Annotated in this window: 16 protein-coding genes; 8 read left to right on the top strand and 8 right to left on the bottom strand. The window is 68.2% G+C overall.

What is annotated here, in order from left to right; genetic code table 11:
• Positions 1–28 precede the first annotated feature (28 nt).
• Positions 29–688 carry a hypothetical protein gene (locus tag ASF06_RS02015; RefSeq protein WP_055942688.1) on the bottom strand — a complete coding sequence of 220 codons (660 nt, stop codon included), beginning with the start codon at positions 686–688 and terminating at the stop codon, positions 29–31.
• A 121-nt stretch (positions 689–809) separates the two neighbouring features.
• Here ASF06_RS02015 and ASF06_RS02010 point away from each other — a divergent pair, with 121 nt between their 5' ends.
• Complete coding sequence (locus ASF06_RS02010) at positions 810–1,520, top strand: hypothetical protein (protein WP_055942685.1); 711 nt, start codon at positions 810–812, stop codon at positions 1,518–1,520.
• Between the two features lie 31 nt (positions 1,521–1,551).
• On the opposite strand, the gene ASF06_RS02005 is transcribed toward ASF06_RS02010, so the two are convergent.
• The 3 genes from ASF06_RS02005 to ASF06_RS01995 all read right to left on the bottom strand — a co-directional run bounded on the left by ASF06_RS02005 (position 1,552) and on the right by ASF06_RS01995 (position 5,093).
• Positions 1,552–3,000 (bottom strand): phytoene desaturase family protein, encoded by a 1,449-nt coding sequence (locus tag ASF06_RS02005; RefSeq protein WP_055942681.1) that lies wholly within the window; start codon positions 2,998–3,000, stop codon positions 1,552–1,554.
• 10 nt (positions 3,001–3,010) lie between these two features.
• Entirely contained in the window at positions 3,011–4,030 is a 1,020-nt protein-coding gene (locus ASF06_RS02000) for an SDR family oxidoreductase (protein WP_055942678.1), read from the bottom strand.
• A 127-nt stretch (positions 4,031–4,157) separates the two neighbouring features.
• Positions 4,158–5,093, bottom strand: a complete 936-nt coding sequence (locus ASF06_RS01995; protein ID WP_055942675.1) for a linear amide C-N hydrolase — start codon at positions 5,091–5,093, stop codon at positions 4,158–4,160.
• A 71-nt stretch (positions 5,094–5,164) separates the two neighbouring features.
• Here ASF06_RS01995 and ASF06_RS01990 point away from each other — a divergent pair, with 71 nt between their 5' ends.
• From ASF06_RS01990 to ASF06_RS01975, 4 genes are all read left to right on the top strand, one after another.
• Positions 5,165–5,608: an SRPBCC family protein gene (locus ASF06_RS01990; protein ID WP_055924458.1), complete on the top strand. Its 444-nt coding sequence runs from the start codon at positions 5,165–5,167 to the stop codon at positions 5,606–5,608.
• Between the two features lie 34 nt (positions 5,609–5,642).
• On the top strand, positions 5,643–6,017 hold the full coding sequence (locus ASF06_RS01985; protein WP_055942672.1) for a VOC family protein: 375 nt from the start codon (positions 5,643–5,645) through the stop codon (positions 6,015–6,017).
• Positions 6,018–6,357: 340 nt separating this feature from the next.
• On the top strand, positions 6,358–7,575 hold the full coding sequence (locus tag ASF06_RS01980) for a hypothetical protein (RefSeq protein ID WP_055942669.1): 1,218 nt from the start codon (positions 6,358–6,360) through the stop codon (positions 7,573–7,575).
• A 155-nt stretch (positions 7,576–7,730) separates the two neighbouring features.
• Entirely contained in the window at positions 7,731–8,282 is a 552-nt protein-coding gene (locus ASF06_RS01975; RefSeq protein WP_200920286.1) for a dihydrofolate reductase family protein, read from the top strand.
• A 90-nt stretch (positions 8,283–8,372) separates the two neighbouring features.
• Here ASF06_RS01975 and ASF06_RS01970 read toward each other — a convergent pair whose 3' ends face one another.
• Complete coding sequence (locus ASF06_RS01970) at positions 8,373–9,389, bottom strand: LLM class flavin-dependent oxidoreductase (protein WP_055942664.1); 1,017 nt, start codon at positions 9,387–9,389, stop codon at positions 8,373–8,375.
• 232 nt (positions 9,390–9,621) lie between these two features.
• On the opposite strand from ASF06_RS01970, the gene ASF06_RS01965 reads away from it, so the two are divergent.
• Together ASF06_RS01965 and ASF06_RS01960 are read left to right on the top strand one after the other, a co-directional pair.
• Entirely contained in the window at positions 9,622–10,311 is a 690-nt protein-coding gene (locus tag ASF06_RS01965; RefSeq protein WP_055942661.1) for an endonuclease/exonuclease/phosphatase family protein, read from the top strand.
• A 24-nt stretch (positions 10,312–10,335) separates the two neighbouring features.
• Entirely contained in the window at positions 10,336–11,136 is an 801-nt protein-coding gene (locus ASF06_RS01960) for an SGNH/GDSL hydrolase family protein (RefSeq protein WP_055942658.1), read from the top strand.
• Between the two features lie 74 nt (positions 11,137–11,210).
• Here ASF06_RS01960 and ASF06_RS01955 read toward each other — a convergent pair whose 3' ends face one another.
• The 3 genes from ASF06_RS01955 to ASF06_RS19945 all read right to left on the bottom strand — a co-directional run bounded on the left by ASF06_RS01955 (position 11,211) and on the right by ASF06_RS19945 (position 14,663).
• Entirely contained in the window at positions 11,211–11,654 is a 444-nt protein-coding gene (locus ASF06_RS01955; protein ID WP_055942656.1) for an SseB family protein, read from the bottom strand.
• A 167-nt stretch (positions 11,655–11,821) separates the two neighbouring features.
• Positions 11,822–12,991: an SGNH/GDSL hydrolase family protein gene (locus ASF06_RS01950; RefSeq protein WP_055942653.1), complete on the bottom strand. Its 1,170-nt coding sequence runs from the start codon at positions 12,989–12,991 to the stop codon at positions 11,822–11,824.
• 97 nt (positions 12,992–13,088) lie between these two features.
• Complete coding sequence (locus tag ASF06_RS19945) at positions 13,089–14,663, bottom strand: helix-turn-helix transcriptional regulator (protein WP_055942650.1); 1,575 nt, start codon at positions 14,661–14,663, stop codon at positions 13,089–13,091.
• 135 nt (positions 14,664–14,798) lie between these two features.
• On the opposite strand from ASF06_RS19945, the gene ASF06_RS01940 reads away from it, so the two are divergent.
• Positions 14,799–15,707, top strand: coding sequence for a hypothetical protein (locus tag ASF06_RS01940; protein ID WP_055942648.1), 909 nt, complete (start codon positions 14,799–14,801; stop codon positions 15,705–15,707).
• Positions 15,708–15,776 lie beyond the last annotated feature (69 nt).

Raw genomic sequence — 15,776 nt, 5'->3', positions numbered from 1 at the left:
GCCGCGACGGCGAGCCGGGCCCTCCCGCTCAGACGAGACCGTGGAACGCGCGGCGGTACTGGCGCGGTGTGCTCACCTCGAGCCCGGCGTGGAACCACGCCTCCGACAGCATCTCGGGAGGCGTCAGGCGTCTCACCTGTCGCAGGGAGAGCGACTGCCGGGCCCTGCTCGGCCCGCTCCACGAGACGATCGCAATGACGACGGCCAGCAGCGCGAGCGCACCGCATGCCATGGCGCTGACCTGCCACATGTCGAGGGGAGCGGCGCTCTGGAGATACGACCAGATTGCCGCGGCGGCGAGCGCGAGCGCTGCGACGAGCCAGAGGCTGCCCGAGACGCGCGATCGCCGCACGAGACGCTCGTACGCGAGCAGTTGCACGGCATCCGCTCGTTTGCGTCGCTGGAAGTGCGCCTCGTGCAGCGCGCTGGTGAGCTCGTTGCGGATGACGGCGAGGTCTGAGTTCGTCGTCTCGGGCAGATCGGGGGTGGGAGCCGGTGCCGAATCCGGCGCATCGGGGGCGGGTGCCGAATCCGGCGCATCGGGGGCGGGAGCGAGTGCAGGATCGTGCGTCGTGGCCGGCTCGGGGAGCGAGAGCTGCTTCGTCGCATCCTCGTCGGCGAGCGGCTCGTCGCCGGCAACGGCCGGTGCGCTCTGGTGGTTCAGTTCGGCGGATTCTGCTGCAGCCATGGCGGGGATCTCCTCGTTGTGCGACCCCCACTCTTCACCGAATGTACAACATGGCTGAAAAAATATCGGGAAGACATTCCCGCGTCGATAAATCCTCAGCTATTCGATGTATTCTCAACGCATGACCGTCGTTTCGACCATTGATGAGCGCGCGCTCGTGCGCGCTCTCCTCGCAGAGCACGGCGTCGCGGGCGCCGAGTTCTTCGGCCGTTTCGTCAACGACAGTCGCTACTTCGACAACTCCGCCTTCGACTCCCGCGCGGCGACTCCCGTGCTCGTCGACGTGCTTCCTCGGCTCACAGACCCCGCCGTGATCGAGACGGTCGCCCTGCATATGAAGAACCCCGCAGCCCGACCGAAGGCGTTCGGTGCGCTGTACTCGGCATTCCTCGAGTGGGGCACCGCATCGCGAGGCAGGGTCGGCTGGCAGCTGGGAGAGGCGCTCGTGAACGCGGCGCCCCTGCGCGAGGCACCCGTGCTGATCGACATCGTCACCGACCCCCGCTACGGCGTGAATCGACAGCAGGTCGTGCTGGGTCTTCCGCGCTTCCGCCGCGCCCTCGACACCGAGCGCACGCTGCGCGAGCTCATCCACGACCCGGAGGTGGCCCAGCAGGCCATGTACGCGCTGCGCCGGGTAGTCGGACCACAGCAGACCGTCGACGCGCTCGAAGGAGTGCGGCAGGCTCACCCCGGCACCGTTCTCGAGCGCCAGGCCCGTCACGAGATCCGCAAGATCAACCGGGCGCTGCGTCGGCAGGATGGCGCCGGTGCCGATCCGACGGGCGCCGAACTCGGCCAGGCGTTGCCGCTCGACGCCATATCGGCCTAGCGCTCGACCGCGGCGCGGGCCTCGCTCACTATCAGGGGGCGAGCGACGGCATACGCCTGATGCCGAAGCTGTGCTTCAGCGCGCTCTTCGCCGCGTACCAGCCCGCAAGGCCGTGCACACCCGGCCCGGGCGGGGTCGACGACGAGCACAGGTAGATGCCGGATGCCGGGGTGCGCCACGGGTCGAGCGAGAGCACGGGCCGACGCACCAGCTGCGACAGCGTCGCCGCGCCCGCCGCGATGTCGCCTCCGATGTAGTTGGGGTTGTAGTTCTCCATGTCGCGCGCGGTCATGCTCGACGAGGCGAGGATCAGGTCGCGGAAGCCGGGCGCGAACCGCTCGAGCTGCGTGATGATGGCCTCGGTCTGGTCGATCGTCGAGTCCTTCGGCACGTGCGTGTAGGCCCAGAGCACGTGCTTTCCCTCGGGTGCGCGCGACGGGTCGAAGCTCGACGGCTGGGCGACGAGCACGTAGGGGTTCGACGTGTGTCGGCCCGACGCGACCTCGGCCTCCGACGCGGCGATCTCGGCTCGGGTGCCGCCCACGTGCACGGTTCCCGACTTGCGCAGCTCGGCGTTCGACCACGGTACGGGCCCCGAGAGGGCGAAGTCGACCTTGGCGACGCCGTTGCCGTAGCGGAACGTGCGCAGCGCGTCCGTGTAGACGGTGGGCAGTCGTCGCCCCGCGATGTCGGCGACAGCGCGCGGGGTCGTGTCGAAGAGCACGGCCGTCGATGACGGAAGCTGATCGAGCGACCGGATGCCGGCATCCGTCTCGATCTGCCCGCCGTGGGCCACGAGATCCGCGGCCATCGCATCCACGATCGCCTGGCTTCCGCCCACCGGAACGGGCCAGCCGCGACCGTGCGCGTAACTGCCGAGGCTCAGGGCGGCGGCGGCGGTGACGGGGCTGGGCATCGGCCGGATGGCGTGGGCCGCGACCCCGGTGAGCATCGCGGGCGCGACATCGCCCTCGAAGCGCAGGTTCCAGGTGGGCAGGCCCTGTTCGAGCACGCGCAGGCCGAACAGTGCTGCCGTGATGGGTTGGCGCGGGGCCATCAGCAGGTTCGATCCGGCGAGTCGAGCGACCTGGTCGGCACGCTCCACGAGGGGTGCCATGAGCGAGTGGAAGGCGGCTCCGTCGCGGCCGAGTGCACCGGCGGTGCGGTCGAGGTCGTGATAGGCGATGCCGGCGCGGCCGCCGTCGAGCGGATGCCCGTACGACACCTCGGGGAGCACGAGGTCGATGCGTTCCTCGAGCCGGAAGCGCTGGAAGAACCCGGAGGCCAGGGCCATGGGGTGCACGGCCGAGCAGACGTCATGGAGGAAGCCCGGCAGGGTGAGCTCCTTCGAGCGCGCCCCGCCGCCGATGGTCGAGTTCTTCTCGAACACGCGCACCGACAGCCCGGCGCGCGCCAAGGTCACCGCCGCCGCGAGACCATTCGGGCCCGCACCGACGACGACGGCATCGACTTCGCTCATGCGGCCCAGCCTACGACCGGCGCAGGCGAGAGACGAGCGCGGTGGCCGCCACAGCGGCGCCTCCGACGGCGGCAGTGCCGAGGCCGACGGCGGCTGCGGCCATGGTCTTGCGATGGCCGATGGCCCAGGTCGCCGGGCTGCCGTTGCGCGCCTCGCTGCTGAAGATCCCGCGCGCGCCCTTGTCGCCGCTGGCTGGCTCATAGAGGTTGTTCGGCAGCATGGCCTCGACCTTCTCGGGTGCCTGCTGGCCGTCGTAGGCGACGTTCGCCAGGTAGTTGTCGAGCCAGCCGGCCACGAAGCGGTTGCCGAGCACGGTCTTGATGGTGGGCTCGCCCACCCAGGTGCGTCGGCGGGGGTGATCGGCGACGTCGGCCACGGCCTTGGCTCCGACCTCGGGCTGGTAGATCGGCTTGACCGGCTGCGGGTGGTTCGGAAGCTGCGACTTGACCCAGTTGAACTGGATCGTGTTGAGCGCCGGCATGTCGACCGTCGAGATGCGAACGGGGCTCTTGGCATGGATGAGTTCGGTGGTCACCGACTCGGTGAAGCCCTGAACGGCGTGCTTCGCTCCGCAGTAGGCGGCCTGCAGGGGGATGCCGCGGTGCGCGAGGGCGGATCCGATCTGGATGACGTGGCCGCGCTCGCGGGGAACCATGCGGGAGAGGGCGGCCCGCGTTCCGTTGACGAAGCCGAAGTAGTTCACCTGGGTGGCGCGCTCGAAATCTTCGGGGGCGGTCGTGAGGAACTCGCCGAACACTCCGACCATGGCGTCGTTGACCCAGAGCTCGATGGGACCGAGCTCGTCCTCGACCTGGTCGGCGGCCGCCTCGACGGCCTGGCGGTCGGCGACGTCGGTGCTGATGCCCAGTCCGCGGCCTCCGCGGATCCGCACATCCGACACGGCACCGGCCAGCCCGTCCTCGCCACGGGCGAGGACGGCGACGTCCCAACCCCGGTCGGCGAGCTCCCGCACGATGGCTCTGCCGAGCCCGGCGGTTCCTCCGGTGACGACGGCTACTCCACGAGTCATGACAATCCTTCGATTCGTCGGGCCGTGCCGGATGCGGCGCGAACTATCCCGAGGTATCGAGTCTGTGCCCCCGCGCCGCGCCGCGCCGCCCCGTCGACAGGATCGGATGCATGGCGTATGGGGTCGCTCAGTAGGCGAGCTCGGCGCTCGCGAGGCGCCCCGTCACGTCGCCGATCAGGTCGTCGAGGCGCGGATTCAGGGCCAGCAGCTCCGTGCCGTCGGCGAGTGCGGCAAGATCGACCCAGATGACAGACGGGCTGAGCGTCGACCAGAAGTAGTACACGCGATTGGTCACGTCGCTGGCCGCATGCCACCACGTGGGGTACACGCCGCCGTCGCTGTACGGCGCCCCCGGAGGAACGGCCGCATTCTGCGTGACCCGGAACACCCCGGCCACCGTTTCCGCGATGTTCGTGGGCTCGGGCAGGTAGTGCCTGAAGTAGCTCGCGCGCACGAAGCGATCGAGCGAGGTGATGTCTCCGGGAGGCGTGAGGTCTCCGCCGAACGGGGCATAGCGGGCGAGGTTGGCCAGCTGCTCGTCGAAGTCGGGGGAGTTCGCCATAACGGTGAACTCCTTGCCGTGGTGCACGACCAGCTCGCCGTTGATGGGCTCGATGATCGCCGAATCGCCCGACGGGTCTTCGAGGGCGAGGTGGGCGCCCATGTACTGTCCCCTGATCGGCGGTGCGATGAGCTGCACGTCGTCGATGTGGTCGAGCACCTCGGCGACGGTCGCGAAGTGGTCGAGCACGTACTGCACCCACAGCTCCACGGTGATCGTGGGCGCGCCTGTGCCTGTCGGCGGCTCGATGTCGTCGAGGAACAGGGCGTGCGCGGCGAGCCCCTTCTCGTTCATGCCGTCGGAGGTGCCGATGTTCCACATGCTGAGACCGACGCTCGAGTACGTCGACCGCCACGTGGCGGCATCCGACTGGGAGCCGCCCGAGCGTTCGAGGCCGCGCGGGTGGAACCACAGTTCCGGCTCGTCGCTCACCTCCCAGTCCATGCAGCGCGAGGTGACCTTCGCGATGGGGTTGTCGTTCCAGAAGACACGGGTGCACATAGGGCCGAGACTACTGCTCGCGAACCGCAAGCCCTAGACCCCCGTTCGTGGATGCCGGATGCTGGTGTGTCATGTCGACAAACGTCAGAGAGATGGCCTGTTCGCCCGAGGATGTCTTCGCCGTGCTCGCCGACGGGTGGCTGTTTCCCACGTGGGTGGTGGGGTCGTCGCGCATGCGCGACGTGGAGAAGGCGTGGCCCGCCGAGGGCTCGCACCTGCACCACTCGTTCGGCTCGTGGCCGGCGGTCATCGACGATGAGACCACGATGCACGAATGGGATCCGCCGCGACACATGCTGATCGTCGCCAAGGGCTGGCCCATCGGTGAGGCCTCCGTGCAGATCGACGTGAAGCCTCGGGGCTCCGGATGCGTGGTGCGCATCATCGAGAAGGCCGTGGCTGGGCCGGGAAAGTACATTCCGCCGGCGCTGCTCGACATAGGACTGTACGTGCGGAACATCGAGACCCTCCGCCGACTGGCGTACATCGCCGAGGGCAAGGCCGACGGCAAATAGCACGACCCACACCACCAATCGAAAGGCTCCACCCATGCTGAAAGACCACCCCGTCGACGTTGTGCTGCTCTCGAAAGACCTGGATGCGTCGCGCGAGTTCTATGAGAAGCGACTCGGCCTCGATGTAATCGAGGCCACAGACACCGCCATCACCTATGCCTCGGGCAACACCCGTCTGAAAGTGACGGCATCGACCGTCGGCACGAAAGACGAGCAGACCCAGGCGGAGTGGCGGGTTCTCGACCTGCGCGCCGAGCTCGAGGAGCTGAAGCACCGCGGTGTCGAGCCCGAGAACTACGACACTGACGAACTGAAGACGATAGACGGCATCGCCGATCAGGGTGATGCCTGGGTTGCCTACCTGATCGACCCCGATGGCAACGCGCTCGGCATAGGCCAGGCGAAGTAGGCCCTTCTCAGCAGTCCCCGCTGCGGACATCGCCGAGGGGGAGGCGCGCGGCACAGAAGGCCCGCCCGGTATGGCGTGTGCCGTGCCGGCCCACGGGGGCATGTGCAGGCACGGCACACGGGTGGTGTTCGGAGCCCGGGCCGTCAGGGTTTGGGTCGGGGCCCGCAAAAAAGAAAAATCCCCATTTATGAGTATTTGCTGATAGTTTTTTCCTGTATCGATGGGGGCGTCGATGCATCGCGAACCCGACTGCGTGCAGAAGTCACTGGTGACCTCGGCCGTCGTTCGGACTCACTGCAGAGCGCGATGACGCGCCCGACCATCAGGAGAACCACACACAATGACGTCAATTCTCAAGCGCACCTTCGCGGTGCTGGGTGTCGCAGCCCTCACCGCCGCCGGTGTCGCACTCACAGCTGCACCTGCGCAGGCCCTGCCCGGCTCCGTCACCTTCGAAGAGGGCAACTGCGCCATCAGCACCGGCGAAGGAACGGTCGACGGGCTGGCATTCACGGTCACGAACGCCGACACGACCGATGAAGATCTCACCTACGAGGTCGTCATCAACTTCGACACCGTCGACCAGACGATCACCCTCGGGCCGGGCGAGTCCCAGCGCACGGTGCTCGAGCTTCCCGAAGACGAGAACACCACCGTGCAGGTGCGAGGCAACGGAGGCTTCTTCGGCGGCAACCTCGCGTCGGTCGACTGCGTGGGCAACTACAGCCCCGACGTGACCGGCAGCATCCAGTCGTCGTGTCTGCTCGACACCGGCGGCATCGTCGGCGAGATCCCCGGAGTGCTGCTGACTGCGGACAACTCCGAGGGCGACACCGTGACCGAGTACTCCTTCACCGTCGGCGACGTGTCGCTCGAGGGCGGCCAGCTCGACCCGGGCGAGGTGCGCCAGCGATCGACCACTCTCGATGAGGACACCCCGACGCACGTCGAGGTCGGCTCGGTCGACGAAGAGGGCGACTACCGGGTTCTCGCCGAGGCGGACATCACGCTGAACTGCATCGCCGACACCCCCGTTATCACCTCGCCCACCGAGGGACAGGTGCTCATCGGCTCGCCGACGACGATCACGGGAACCGGCACCCCCGGTGACCAGATCGCCCTGTTCGTCGTCGAGGCCGCCGTCTACGACGCGGCCGCCGAGGACGCCGGACCCGCCGCCCTTGCGGTGCCCGTAACGGTTCCCACTGTCGACGAGGACGGTGTTCTGATCTTCGAAGCGACAGTCGACGAGAATGGCGAGTTCGCCGCTCAGACCCCGCTGGCGATCGGTGACTACGTCACCTTCGCCATCGCAGCCCGGGATGCCACCGACGAGTCCGATGCGTCGGTCTCCGGGCAGAGCAACGTCGTGCGCTTCTCGGTCGCCGCCGCACCGGTCGTTCCGGTGAACCCCGCGGTTCCCGCCGGAACGGGAGTCACGGGTGGCAAGACGCTGGCCTCGACGGGCTTCGCCCCCGTGTTGCCGATCTCGATCGCAGGCGGTCTGCTGCTCGCCGGTGCCGCGGTCTTCATGCTGCGACGCCGCACGGCTGAGTAGTTCACCACCAGCAGTGCCCACTGCGGACGAGAGGTACCGGCGCACCGGTCGCTCCAGTCCGCAGTGGGCACTTCTCTGCCTGCGGTCGGCGGCGTAGCATCAGGTCACTACCGTGCTGAGTGAAAGAGCGGGGGACCGGAGGCATCGTGCGCCGAGTGACCTATTCGATGAGCGTGTCGCTCGACGGCTTCGTCGAGGGGCCCGACGGGGACTTCTCCTGGCCTGGCCTGAGCGACGAGGTCTTCGACATCGCCCTCCGCGAGATCCGCGATGTCGGAGTGCATCTCATGGGCCGACGGCTCTACGAGACGATGCTCTACTGGGACACCGTCGACATCGACACGCTTCCCGCACCACGGCGCGAGTGGTTGGCGCGCTGGAACGCCCTGCCGAAGGTCGTGTTCTCGACGACCCTGCCGAGTGTGCGGGGCAACGCCCGCCTCGCGTCCGGTGGCCTGGCCGACGAGATCGAGCGCCTGCGATCAGCGCCGGATGAGGGCGACATCGCGATCGGCGGAGCCACCCTCGCCGCTGAAGCTGCCGGGCTCGGACTCATCGACGAGTACTACCTGCGGGTCTTCCCCGTGCTCGTCGGGGGAGGCCTGCCGTTCTTCGCCCGCGACGAGAACCGCCGAGACCTCGAGCTCCTCGAGACCCGATCATTCGAGTCGGGAGTCGCCTACCTGCGCTACCGCGTGCGCCGCTGACGCGCATCCGGAAACCGGGGTTTCGAGTGGCGTCTTCGTGCCCATCCCGCCTCAGCGGATGGGCATCACGGCGCCACTCGAACCGTTCGGCTAACCCAGTTCGGGCAGGATGTGCTTCACGATCGTCTCGAGCAGGTGGGCGTTGTAGTCGACGCCCAGCTGGTTCGGAATCGTGACCAGCACGGTGTCGGCGTCGCGAACGGCCGCGTCGTCGAGCAGTTCCTTGACGATGGCGTCGGGCTCACCCACGTAGCTCTTGCCGAAGCGGGCGATCCCGTTGTCGAGGTAGCCGACCTGGTCTTCGCGGTCGCGGGTCATGTCGCCGAAGTAGGCGCGGTCCTGATCGGTGGTGATCGGCAGGATGCTGCGGCTCACCGACACGCGCGGCTCGCGTTCCCAGCCGGCGTCCTTCCAGGCGGCGCGGTACAGCGCGATCTGCTCGGCCTGGAGGTCGCCGAACGGCACGCCGGTGTCCTCCGAGAGAAGGGTCGAGCTCATCAGGTTCATACCCTGCTCGGCCGTCGACACGGCGGTCGCCCGTGTGCCCGATCCCCACCAGATGCGGTCGGCCAGACCCGGCGACTGGGGCAGGATGCCGAGGGGCTGGCTCACGCCCGTCATCTGCGGGTTGCTCATGGCCACGCCGGCATCGGTGATGGCCGCGCGGAACAGTTCGGTGTGCGCCCGGGCGAGATCGGCATCCGTTGTTCCGTCTTGCGGAACGAAGCCGAACGACTCGGAGCCGCGGAGCGCGGTCTCGGGTGATCCCCGGCTCACGCCGAGCTGCAGTCTGCCGCCCGAGATGAGGTCGGCGGTCGCGGCCTCTTCGGCCATGTAGAGGGGGTTCTCGTAACGCATGTCGATCACGCCGGTGCCGAGCTCGATCTTCGAGGTGCGCGCGGCCATGGCCGAGAGCAGCGGAAACGGCGACGCGAACTGGCGGGCGAAGTGGTGCACACGCATGTACGCGCCGTCGACGCCGATCTCCTCGGCGGCCACCGCCAGCTCGATCATCTGCAGGTGCGCGTCGGCTGCGGTTCGCGTCAGCGATCCGGGGATCGGCTGCCAGTGACCGAACGAGAGGAACCCGATTTTCTTCATGTTCATGTAAACGCATGAACGCGTCAGATATTCCTCGGCCCCGTTCCCTGAGCTTGTCGAAGGACCGCTTCAAAGGGCCGTGTCGAAGGGCCGCTTCGACAGGCTCAGCGAACGGGGTTTCAGCGAACGGGCGCATTAAGAGGACGTAAACAATAAAAGGCACAGCCGCAACCGATCCAAATACCAGCCGGTCACGAATAGTCTGTCGTCTAGCAGACCTGCGAGAGGACCACCCGGAATGCGCGTTTTGAGTTACAACCTTCGGAACAACAGTGCCAGCGGCGAACTCGCAGCCCTCACCGATGACTTCGATGCCGACATCTTCTGTGTGCAGGAGGCCGACACCGCGTCGCTTCCGTCGACCATGGGGCACCTCACCATGTCGCACGCCACCACGGAGAACCGGCTCGGCCTCGCGCTCTACTATCGGGCCGAGCGATTCTCCGTCGAGGACAGCACCACCTTCACCCTCAAGAAGTCCATGCACGACAGGGTCATGTCGCCCGGCACCCAGCGCCTGCTCGGTGCCCGGTTGCATGACAGTGAGACCGACCGCTCTTTCGTCGCCGCGTCGTTCCATGCCGCGCCGCTCACGGCATCCAATTCTCTGCGTCGAACCCAGATCACGGCCGCCCACGAAGAGCTGCAGCGTATCGGCGTCGACATTCCCATTCTCATGGTGGGCGACTTCAACTACCCGCTGTTCCAGAACAAGCTGCGCGCCGGCATCAAGGACTCGGGTTACGAGCTCTCGCTGAGCGACAGCGTGACCTACCTGCGCTACAAGTGGGTTCGCGGCCACTTCGACTTCGTCACCTCGAACGGGTTCCGCATCGACGAGGTCAAGACGCTTCCGCAGGGCGACTCCGACCACCTGCCCATTCTGGTGAAGGCCGAATACGACATGGCCGGGGTCGTCGGCGAGTAGTCGTCCGGCTCCGTCGACGTGGGCATGCGTTCCGGCGCTCGCGGACGGGACAGCCCGTCTGCGCGCCGAGCCACCTTCCGGCCTGCCAAGAACCCGGCGCGCCGTCTCGCCGCGGCGGCCGCGGCGCTTGTCGTCGTCGCTGCTGCGTCGTCGTTCGCGCTGATGACGGGCGGCGAACCTCAGCGGGAGCTGGTCGAGGGTTCCGTTCGGCACCTTCCGGTCACCGAGCAGGTCGCTGCGCCCGAGGCGCCGACCCCGACAGTTCCCGTCTCGGTGCTCAGCGATTCGCACGCGTACTTCGCCGAATCGTGGTGGAGGCAGACCGTCGTGGCGAATGCCGTCGAGGGTGCGTCGCTGGGCGCGTTCGCGTCGCAGCCCGGGGCGGTCGCTGCGACCATCGCATCCGGTCTCGATGAGGCCGCCGCCGCCGCGCAGAACGGCTACGTGCTCGTGCAGGCCGGAACCAACGACCTGCGCGCCGGTCTCTCGCCCGATCAGGCGGCGGCCGACATCCAGAGCCTGTGGGCGGGTGTGCGCGAGCGCGGGTCGACACCGATCGCTGTGCTCGTGCCGCCGTCGACCGAGGTCGGGGCCGAGGTGATCGAGCTCAATCGGCTGCTGGCCGGGGCCGCTCGTGCCGATGGCATCGCGATTCTGGATGTCTACACGCCGGTCGCGGACGCGGGCGGCGGCTGGCAGGCGGGCATGTCGGACGACGGCACGCACGCGAACCTCGCCGGCGCGTCGCTGCAGGCGAACGAGGTGATCGCGCAGCTGCCCGGAATCCTGGCCGGAAGGCTGGGCCAGCTGGCCCCCGTTCCCTGAGCGACCCCGCACCCCGAGCCTGTCGAAGGGAACCCGTCCGTTCCCTGAGCCTGTCGAAGGGAATCCCCCCGGCCCTACCCCTGCTGCGACTCGGCGAAGTCGCGCCGTATCGCGGCCAGTGCCCCGGGCGACAGCTCGAAGCCGATCGGATGTCCGGGGTTGACCACGATGCCCACCTCATCGGCGACGCTCGCCACGAAGCGTCCGCCGGTGAGGGTGACCGCATGCGGTGCGACCTCGAGATACTCGGCCGGCACTCGTCCGAGGTCGGTGAAGAGCGGCAGCATGGGCGCCCCGTCGGTCGTGCTGAGAACCAGGGGACTGAACCCGTCTGACGCGTCGGCGGATGCCTCGGTGCGGCTCAGAGCGTAGACCGGGGTGGTGAGAAAGGCTGAGATGAAGACCGTCTGCCGCACCTCGCCCCGGATGCCGTCGAGCATGGACTGCTCGAGCTCGTTGTGCACGGGGTCGGCCGCGAGGCGGGCGTCGAAGTCGGATGTGCCGGCGGAGTCTGTCACCGGTCAAGCGTATCGAGCCCGGGCCGTTCGACAGGGTGTTTTCGAGACACGCCGCCGCTCGGCCCGCAACACGCCGGTCGACCACCGAAACCACCTGTAATACGCGATATCGACTCAGGTGCCGCGCTCGTTTCTCGCGCGGCTACCCGATCAGCGCGATGGTGCTGTCACCGAGACGCCGCGGTGCGCCGCGCCCTGACGGCGAAGCCGCCGCCGACCAGCAGCAGCAGGGCCAGGGCCAGCCCTCCCGTGAGAGGCCCGGCATCCAGGCCCGTGTTGGCGAGCGCGGGCTTCGGCGCGACCGCGGCGGGTCCGGATGCGACGGGGTCGGTCGTCGGGGTGACGGTCGGTACGACGGCGGGGAACGCGGCGTCGAGCGCGAGGCTGACGGAGTCGGTGAGGAACGTCTCGCCCAGGGTGTTCGGGTGCAGCGACGACGCGAACGCGGACTCACTGAGGGTCACGCCGTTGATGTAGGGCGTTCCGGCGGAGGCGCAGGCGCTGTGACCGGCGCTGCCGGCGAAGGTCGGCACGTAGGTGAAACCGGCATTGGCTGCGGAGGCCTGGATGGCGGCATCGAGCTTCTGTTCCGTGGCGCGCAGGTAGGCCGTGTCGATCGTGGTGAAGGGGAACGAGTTCGGTGTCGTGAAGGCGTCGGTGAAGCATCCGCCCTCGGGAATCGTGTCGGGGAACAGCCCCGGGTAACCGACGACGAAGACCGTGGCGTTCGGAGCCGCGGCGGCGATCGCCGCGTAGGTGATGGCCAGGTCGGGAGCGACCTGCGTTGCGATCCTGGCAGCCAGGAGGTCGACCTGCGCGTTGTAGAGGCTGGCGCAGTTCTGCGCCGGCGGATTGGCGAAGACCAGCGGGCCGTCGGGGCCCACCGCAATGCACGACCCGGCGATCTCCTGGAAGCCGAGGTCGTTGCCGCCGATGGTGATCGTCACGATGTCGGTGTCGGCGGAGAGAGCCTCGATCTGGGGGCCGACCCCGGCATACTGCGAGGTGACGGACACGTCGTCGGTCGTGGCACCCGAGCACGAGACGTCGGTGAGTGACAGACCGTAGGCCGTGGCCAGCTGGTGGGGGAAGTTGACCGCGCTCTGGCCGCATTCCGGAATGGGAAGGGCGGTGCCCGGCTCCAAGCCGAGGCCGGCCGAGTACGAGTCTCCGAGCGCGACGTAGTCGAGGCCCGCGGTCACCTCCGGCACGCCGGGTGCGGGTGCGGCCGTCGAGACCGAGGCCGTGAGCATCGATCCTGCGGCCAGGCCCAAGGTGATGATGGCGGCGCTGATGATGCGGGCACGCGTGTGCCTGGAAGTGCTGTGTGACGTCATTGTGGAGTCCCCCTCAGCGGACATACTACGGGTTGTAACGGGTGCGCCGCTCGTCGCATTCGTCAGGCGCCCGAGGGGTGACACGAACACGCCCGATCTAGGCGATGCCCGCCCGCTGCGCGATGTCGGCGGCGGCACGCCTCGAATTGACGCCCAGTTTTCGGTAGAGGCTGCTCGTCGTCGTCTTCACCGTGTTCTTGCTCACGAAGAGAGTGTCGGCGATCGACTGCAGCGACTGGTCGGATGCCAGATGGACGAGCACCTGGCGTTCCCGACGGGAGAGCGATGCGAGGGCTGCCCCTGTGGTCGCGGTCTGGTCGGTCGGGACCGCCGGGGAGTGAACAAAAAGCCCTGTCGACGCGGAGAGCTCGAGCAGGTGGGCCGGAGCGATGATCGAGTAGTTGCTGTAGAGCCGCTCGATCTCGATGATCGCGTGAGCCGTCGTGAACGACGTCGCCGCTGCCTCGGATCGTCCGAGACTGAGGCGGGCAGCCGCGGCGAGGAGCTTGGCCGCGGACTGCAGCCGCGGGCCGCGATCCTCCTGAAGCGCACGGGCGGCCTCGTCGAGGGCGGTGTGCATCGAGCCGGCGCGGTAGGCCGACACGGCCGACATGAGGTGCGCGAAGGCCGAGGGGTCCGTGTCGCGCTCGACCGGCGTGGTGTTCCTGCCTCGAATCGTCGCCAGCCTGTCGTAGGCCGCAACCAGATACCGGGAGGAGGCGCCGCTGCGTCGCAGAGCCTCCGGTTGGCTCAGGCGCTGCGCGTCGAGAAGGGTCTCCACCTGCACGATGTCGGCCTCGCTGTATGCAGCCCAGGCCCTGACCCAGGCTTCGGCCGCCCAGTATTCGCCGATGGGAACGGTCGCCAGCTCGGCCAGGTGCCCCGGTATCGAGTCGGTGTCGCATCGATCGATCGCGACCAGAGCCGCGGCAAGATGGAGCGGGGCGTCGTATCTCGATCCGATCGTGGTGATCTGTCGACCTCGGGCGATCCAGGACTCGGCCTCGTTCAGCCGTCCGTGGTCGGCGTGAAGCCAGGCCAGCGATGCCGCGGCCCGCCGCGCGATCAGCGGCTGGCCCGTCAGATTCGACAGCTCCCACGCCTCTTCGTACTCGAGCACACCGCCGACATCGGCCACCTCGAACGATCGCCCCCACTGCAGCAGCAGATGGGGCAGCTCCATCTGTCGCTCGGCGCGCTCGGCGGCCGTGATCTCGTTGAGGATGCGACGACCCTGCCGGGCCGATCTCGCCGCGTCGGCCAGTCGCCCGTTCGTTCGATATCCGGCGGTCCGCCCCGCCGAGTTGATCATGACGTCGAGCGGTTCGGACTCGTCGTCGGACCGCCCGCCCTCAGCGATCGCGATGTCGTGGAACCGCCGGGGGTCGTCGCCGCTGATGACGTGTTGGAGGTAGTTGACGGCGACGAGAAGGCTGGGAATCTCGACGAAGGCCTCGCCCGGCAGGTTTCTGATCGAGGCGAGAAGGGCTTCGGGGCGACTGGTGACGAAGCGATCCCAGTGTGCCGACTGCAGTGCAAGCCCTGCGCGCCAGCCGTGCGTTCGTGCCGCTTCTGCCACGGCCGCGGGCAAAGCCTCGGGGGTGAGGAACTCCGCGGCGTTCGGGGCCGGGCTGCTCTCGGCAGAGGGGGGATCGCTCAGCTTGTCATCCATAGCAGCACCGGGGTCTGGGGCGAAACATCTCACCGGATGATCCGGCCGTCTACAAGTCTCTCATGACCCCCAAATGTGGGTAAATCTCATGCACAGTGGACTCGCCTCAGCGTCGCTCGGTTGCGATGATGGAGCATGACCGATGGGCAGAACGAACTGCGGGCGATCGCTCGATCACTCTACGAACTGCCGCCGTCTCGTTTCACTGCGGCTCGCAACGAAGCCGCCTCGGAGGCATCGAAGAACCCCGCCCTGCGTGCACTCGCGCCCAGCCTGAAACGGCTGCCCAAGGCATCCCCGACCGCCTGGGCCGTGACCGCGCTGGCCCGTGACGACGCAGAGTTCTTCGACAGCCTGCTCGATCTCGGTCGACGCCAGCGCGAGGCGCAGTCCGCCCTCGACCCAGTCGAGATGCGCTCGCTCGGCGCCGACCGCCAGCGGCTCGTGGCCGACGCGTCGTCACGGGCGCGCGAGCTCGCCGTGCGGGAAGGGGTCGTGCTGAGCGGCTCAGCGCTCATCGAGGTCGGTCAGACTCTGCAGGCGGCGATGACCGACGAGGATGCCGCGGCCGCGGTGCGCGGAGGGCTTCTCGTGCGCGGTCTCACCGTCTCGGGGTGGGAGCCGGTGGCGCTCGCGGGTGCCGAGGCCCTTCCGGCTGACGGGGCACCCGAGTCGGCCGGCCGAACGACGGGCCGTGCACGGTCGAGGCGGGCGAACGCATCCGAGGCCGCCACCGAGGCGGCGGCCAGGGAGCGCAAACAGGCCGAGGACCTCGCCTGGCAGGCCGTCGACGACGTCGCGGTCGCACGGGCCCGGGTCGCAGAGGTCGACGAGACCCTCGCCGGACTCGCGGAGCGTCGCACGGAGCTCGAGGCCGAGCGAGCGGAGATCGAGGAGCAGCTCCGAGGTGTCGAAGCCGACCTGGCCGAGGTGTACCGCGACACCCAGCTGGCGAATCGCGAGAAGAAGTCTGCGGAGCGAGATCACCTGCGCGCGACCCGGAGGGCCAAGCAGGCCCAGGAGAAGCTCGATCAGCACGGCTGACCGCATCGAGGGTGAATCAGGAGGTGAAACACCGCCGTTTCTCTTCGACAGATGTCGAGCATTCCTTAC

The organism is Agreia sp. Leaf244 (assembly GCF_001422695.1).
Lineage (GTDB): Bacteria > Actinomycetota > Actinomycetes > Actinomycetales > Microbacteriaceae > Agreia.
This window is presented reverse-complemented; position numbering and strand designations above follow the sequence as displayed.

Excerpts from the sequence above, each read along its gene's own strand:
- ASF06_RS01990 (WP_055924458.1), top strand. The coding sequence starts at position 5,165 with ATGTCGACAAACGTCAGAGAGATGGCCTGTTCGCCCGAGGATGTCTTC.
- ASF06_RS01995 (WP_055942675.1), bottom strand. The coding sequence starts at position 5,093 with ATGTGCACCCGTGTCTTCTGGAACGACAACCCCATCGCGAAGGTCACC.
- ASF06_RS01950 (WP_055942653.1), bottom strand. The coding sequence starts at position 12,991 with ATGACGTCACACAGCACTTCCAGGCACACGCGTGCCCGCATCATCAGC.
- ASF06_RS01940 (WP_055942648.1), top strand. The coding sequence starts at position 14,799 with ATGACCGATGGGCAGAACGAACTGCGGGCGATCGCTCGATCACTCTAC.
- ASF06_RS01980 (WP_055942669.1), top strand. The coding sequence starts at position 6,358 with ATGACGTCAATTCTCAAGCGCACCTTCGCGGTGCTGGGTGTCGCAGCC.
- ASF06_RS01960 (WP_055942658.1), top strand. The coding sequence starts at position 10,336 with ATGCGTTCCGGCGCTCGCGGACGGGACAGCCCGTCTGCGCGCCGAGCC.
- ASF06_RS02005 (WP_055942681.1), bottom strand. The coding sequence starts at position 3,000 with ATGAGCGAAGTCGATGCCGTCGTCGTCGGTGCGGGCCCGAATGGTCTC.
- ASF06_RS02000 (WP_055942678.1), bottom strand. The coding sequence starts at position 4,030 with ATGACTCGTGGAGTAGCCGTCGTCACCGGAGGAACCGCCGGGCTCGGC.
- ASF06_RS01970 (WP_055942664.1), bottom strand. The coding sequence starts at position 9,389 with ATGAACATGAAGAAAATCGGGTTCCTCTCGTTCGGTCACTGGCAGCCG.
- ASF06_RS01965 (WP_055942661.1), top strand. The coding sequence starts at position 9,622 with ATGCGCGTTTTGAGTTACAACCTTCGGAACAACAGTGCCAGCGGCGAA.
- ASF06_RS02010 (WP_055942685.1), top strand. The coding sequence starts at position 810 with ATGACCGTCGTTTCGACCATTGATGAGCGCGCGCTCGTGCGCGCTCTC.
- ASF06_RS01985 (WP_055942672.1), top strand. The coding sequence starts at position 5,643 with ATGCTGAAAGACCACCCCGTCGACGTTGTGCTGCTCTCGAAAGACCTG.
- ASF06_RS19945 (WP_055942650.1), bottom strand. The coding sequence starts at position 14,663 with ATGGATGACAAGCTGAGCGATCCCCCCTCTGCCGAGAGCAGCCCGGCC.
- ASF06_RS02015 (WP_055942688.1), bottom strand. The coding sequence starts at position 688 with ATGGCTGCAGCAGAATCCGCCGAACTGAACCACCAGAGCGCACCGGCC.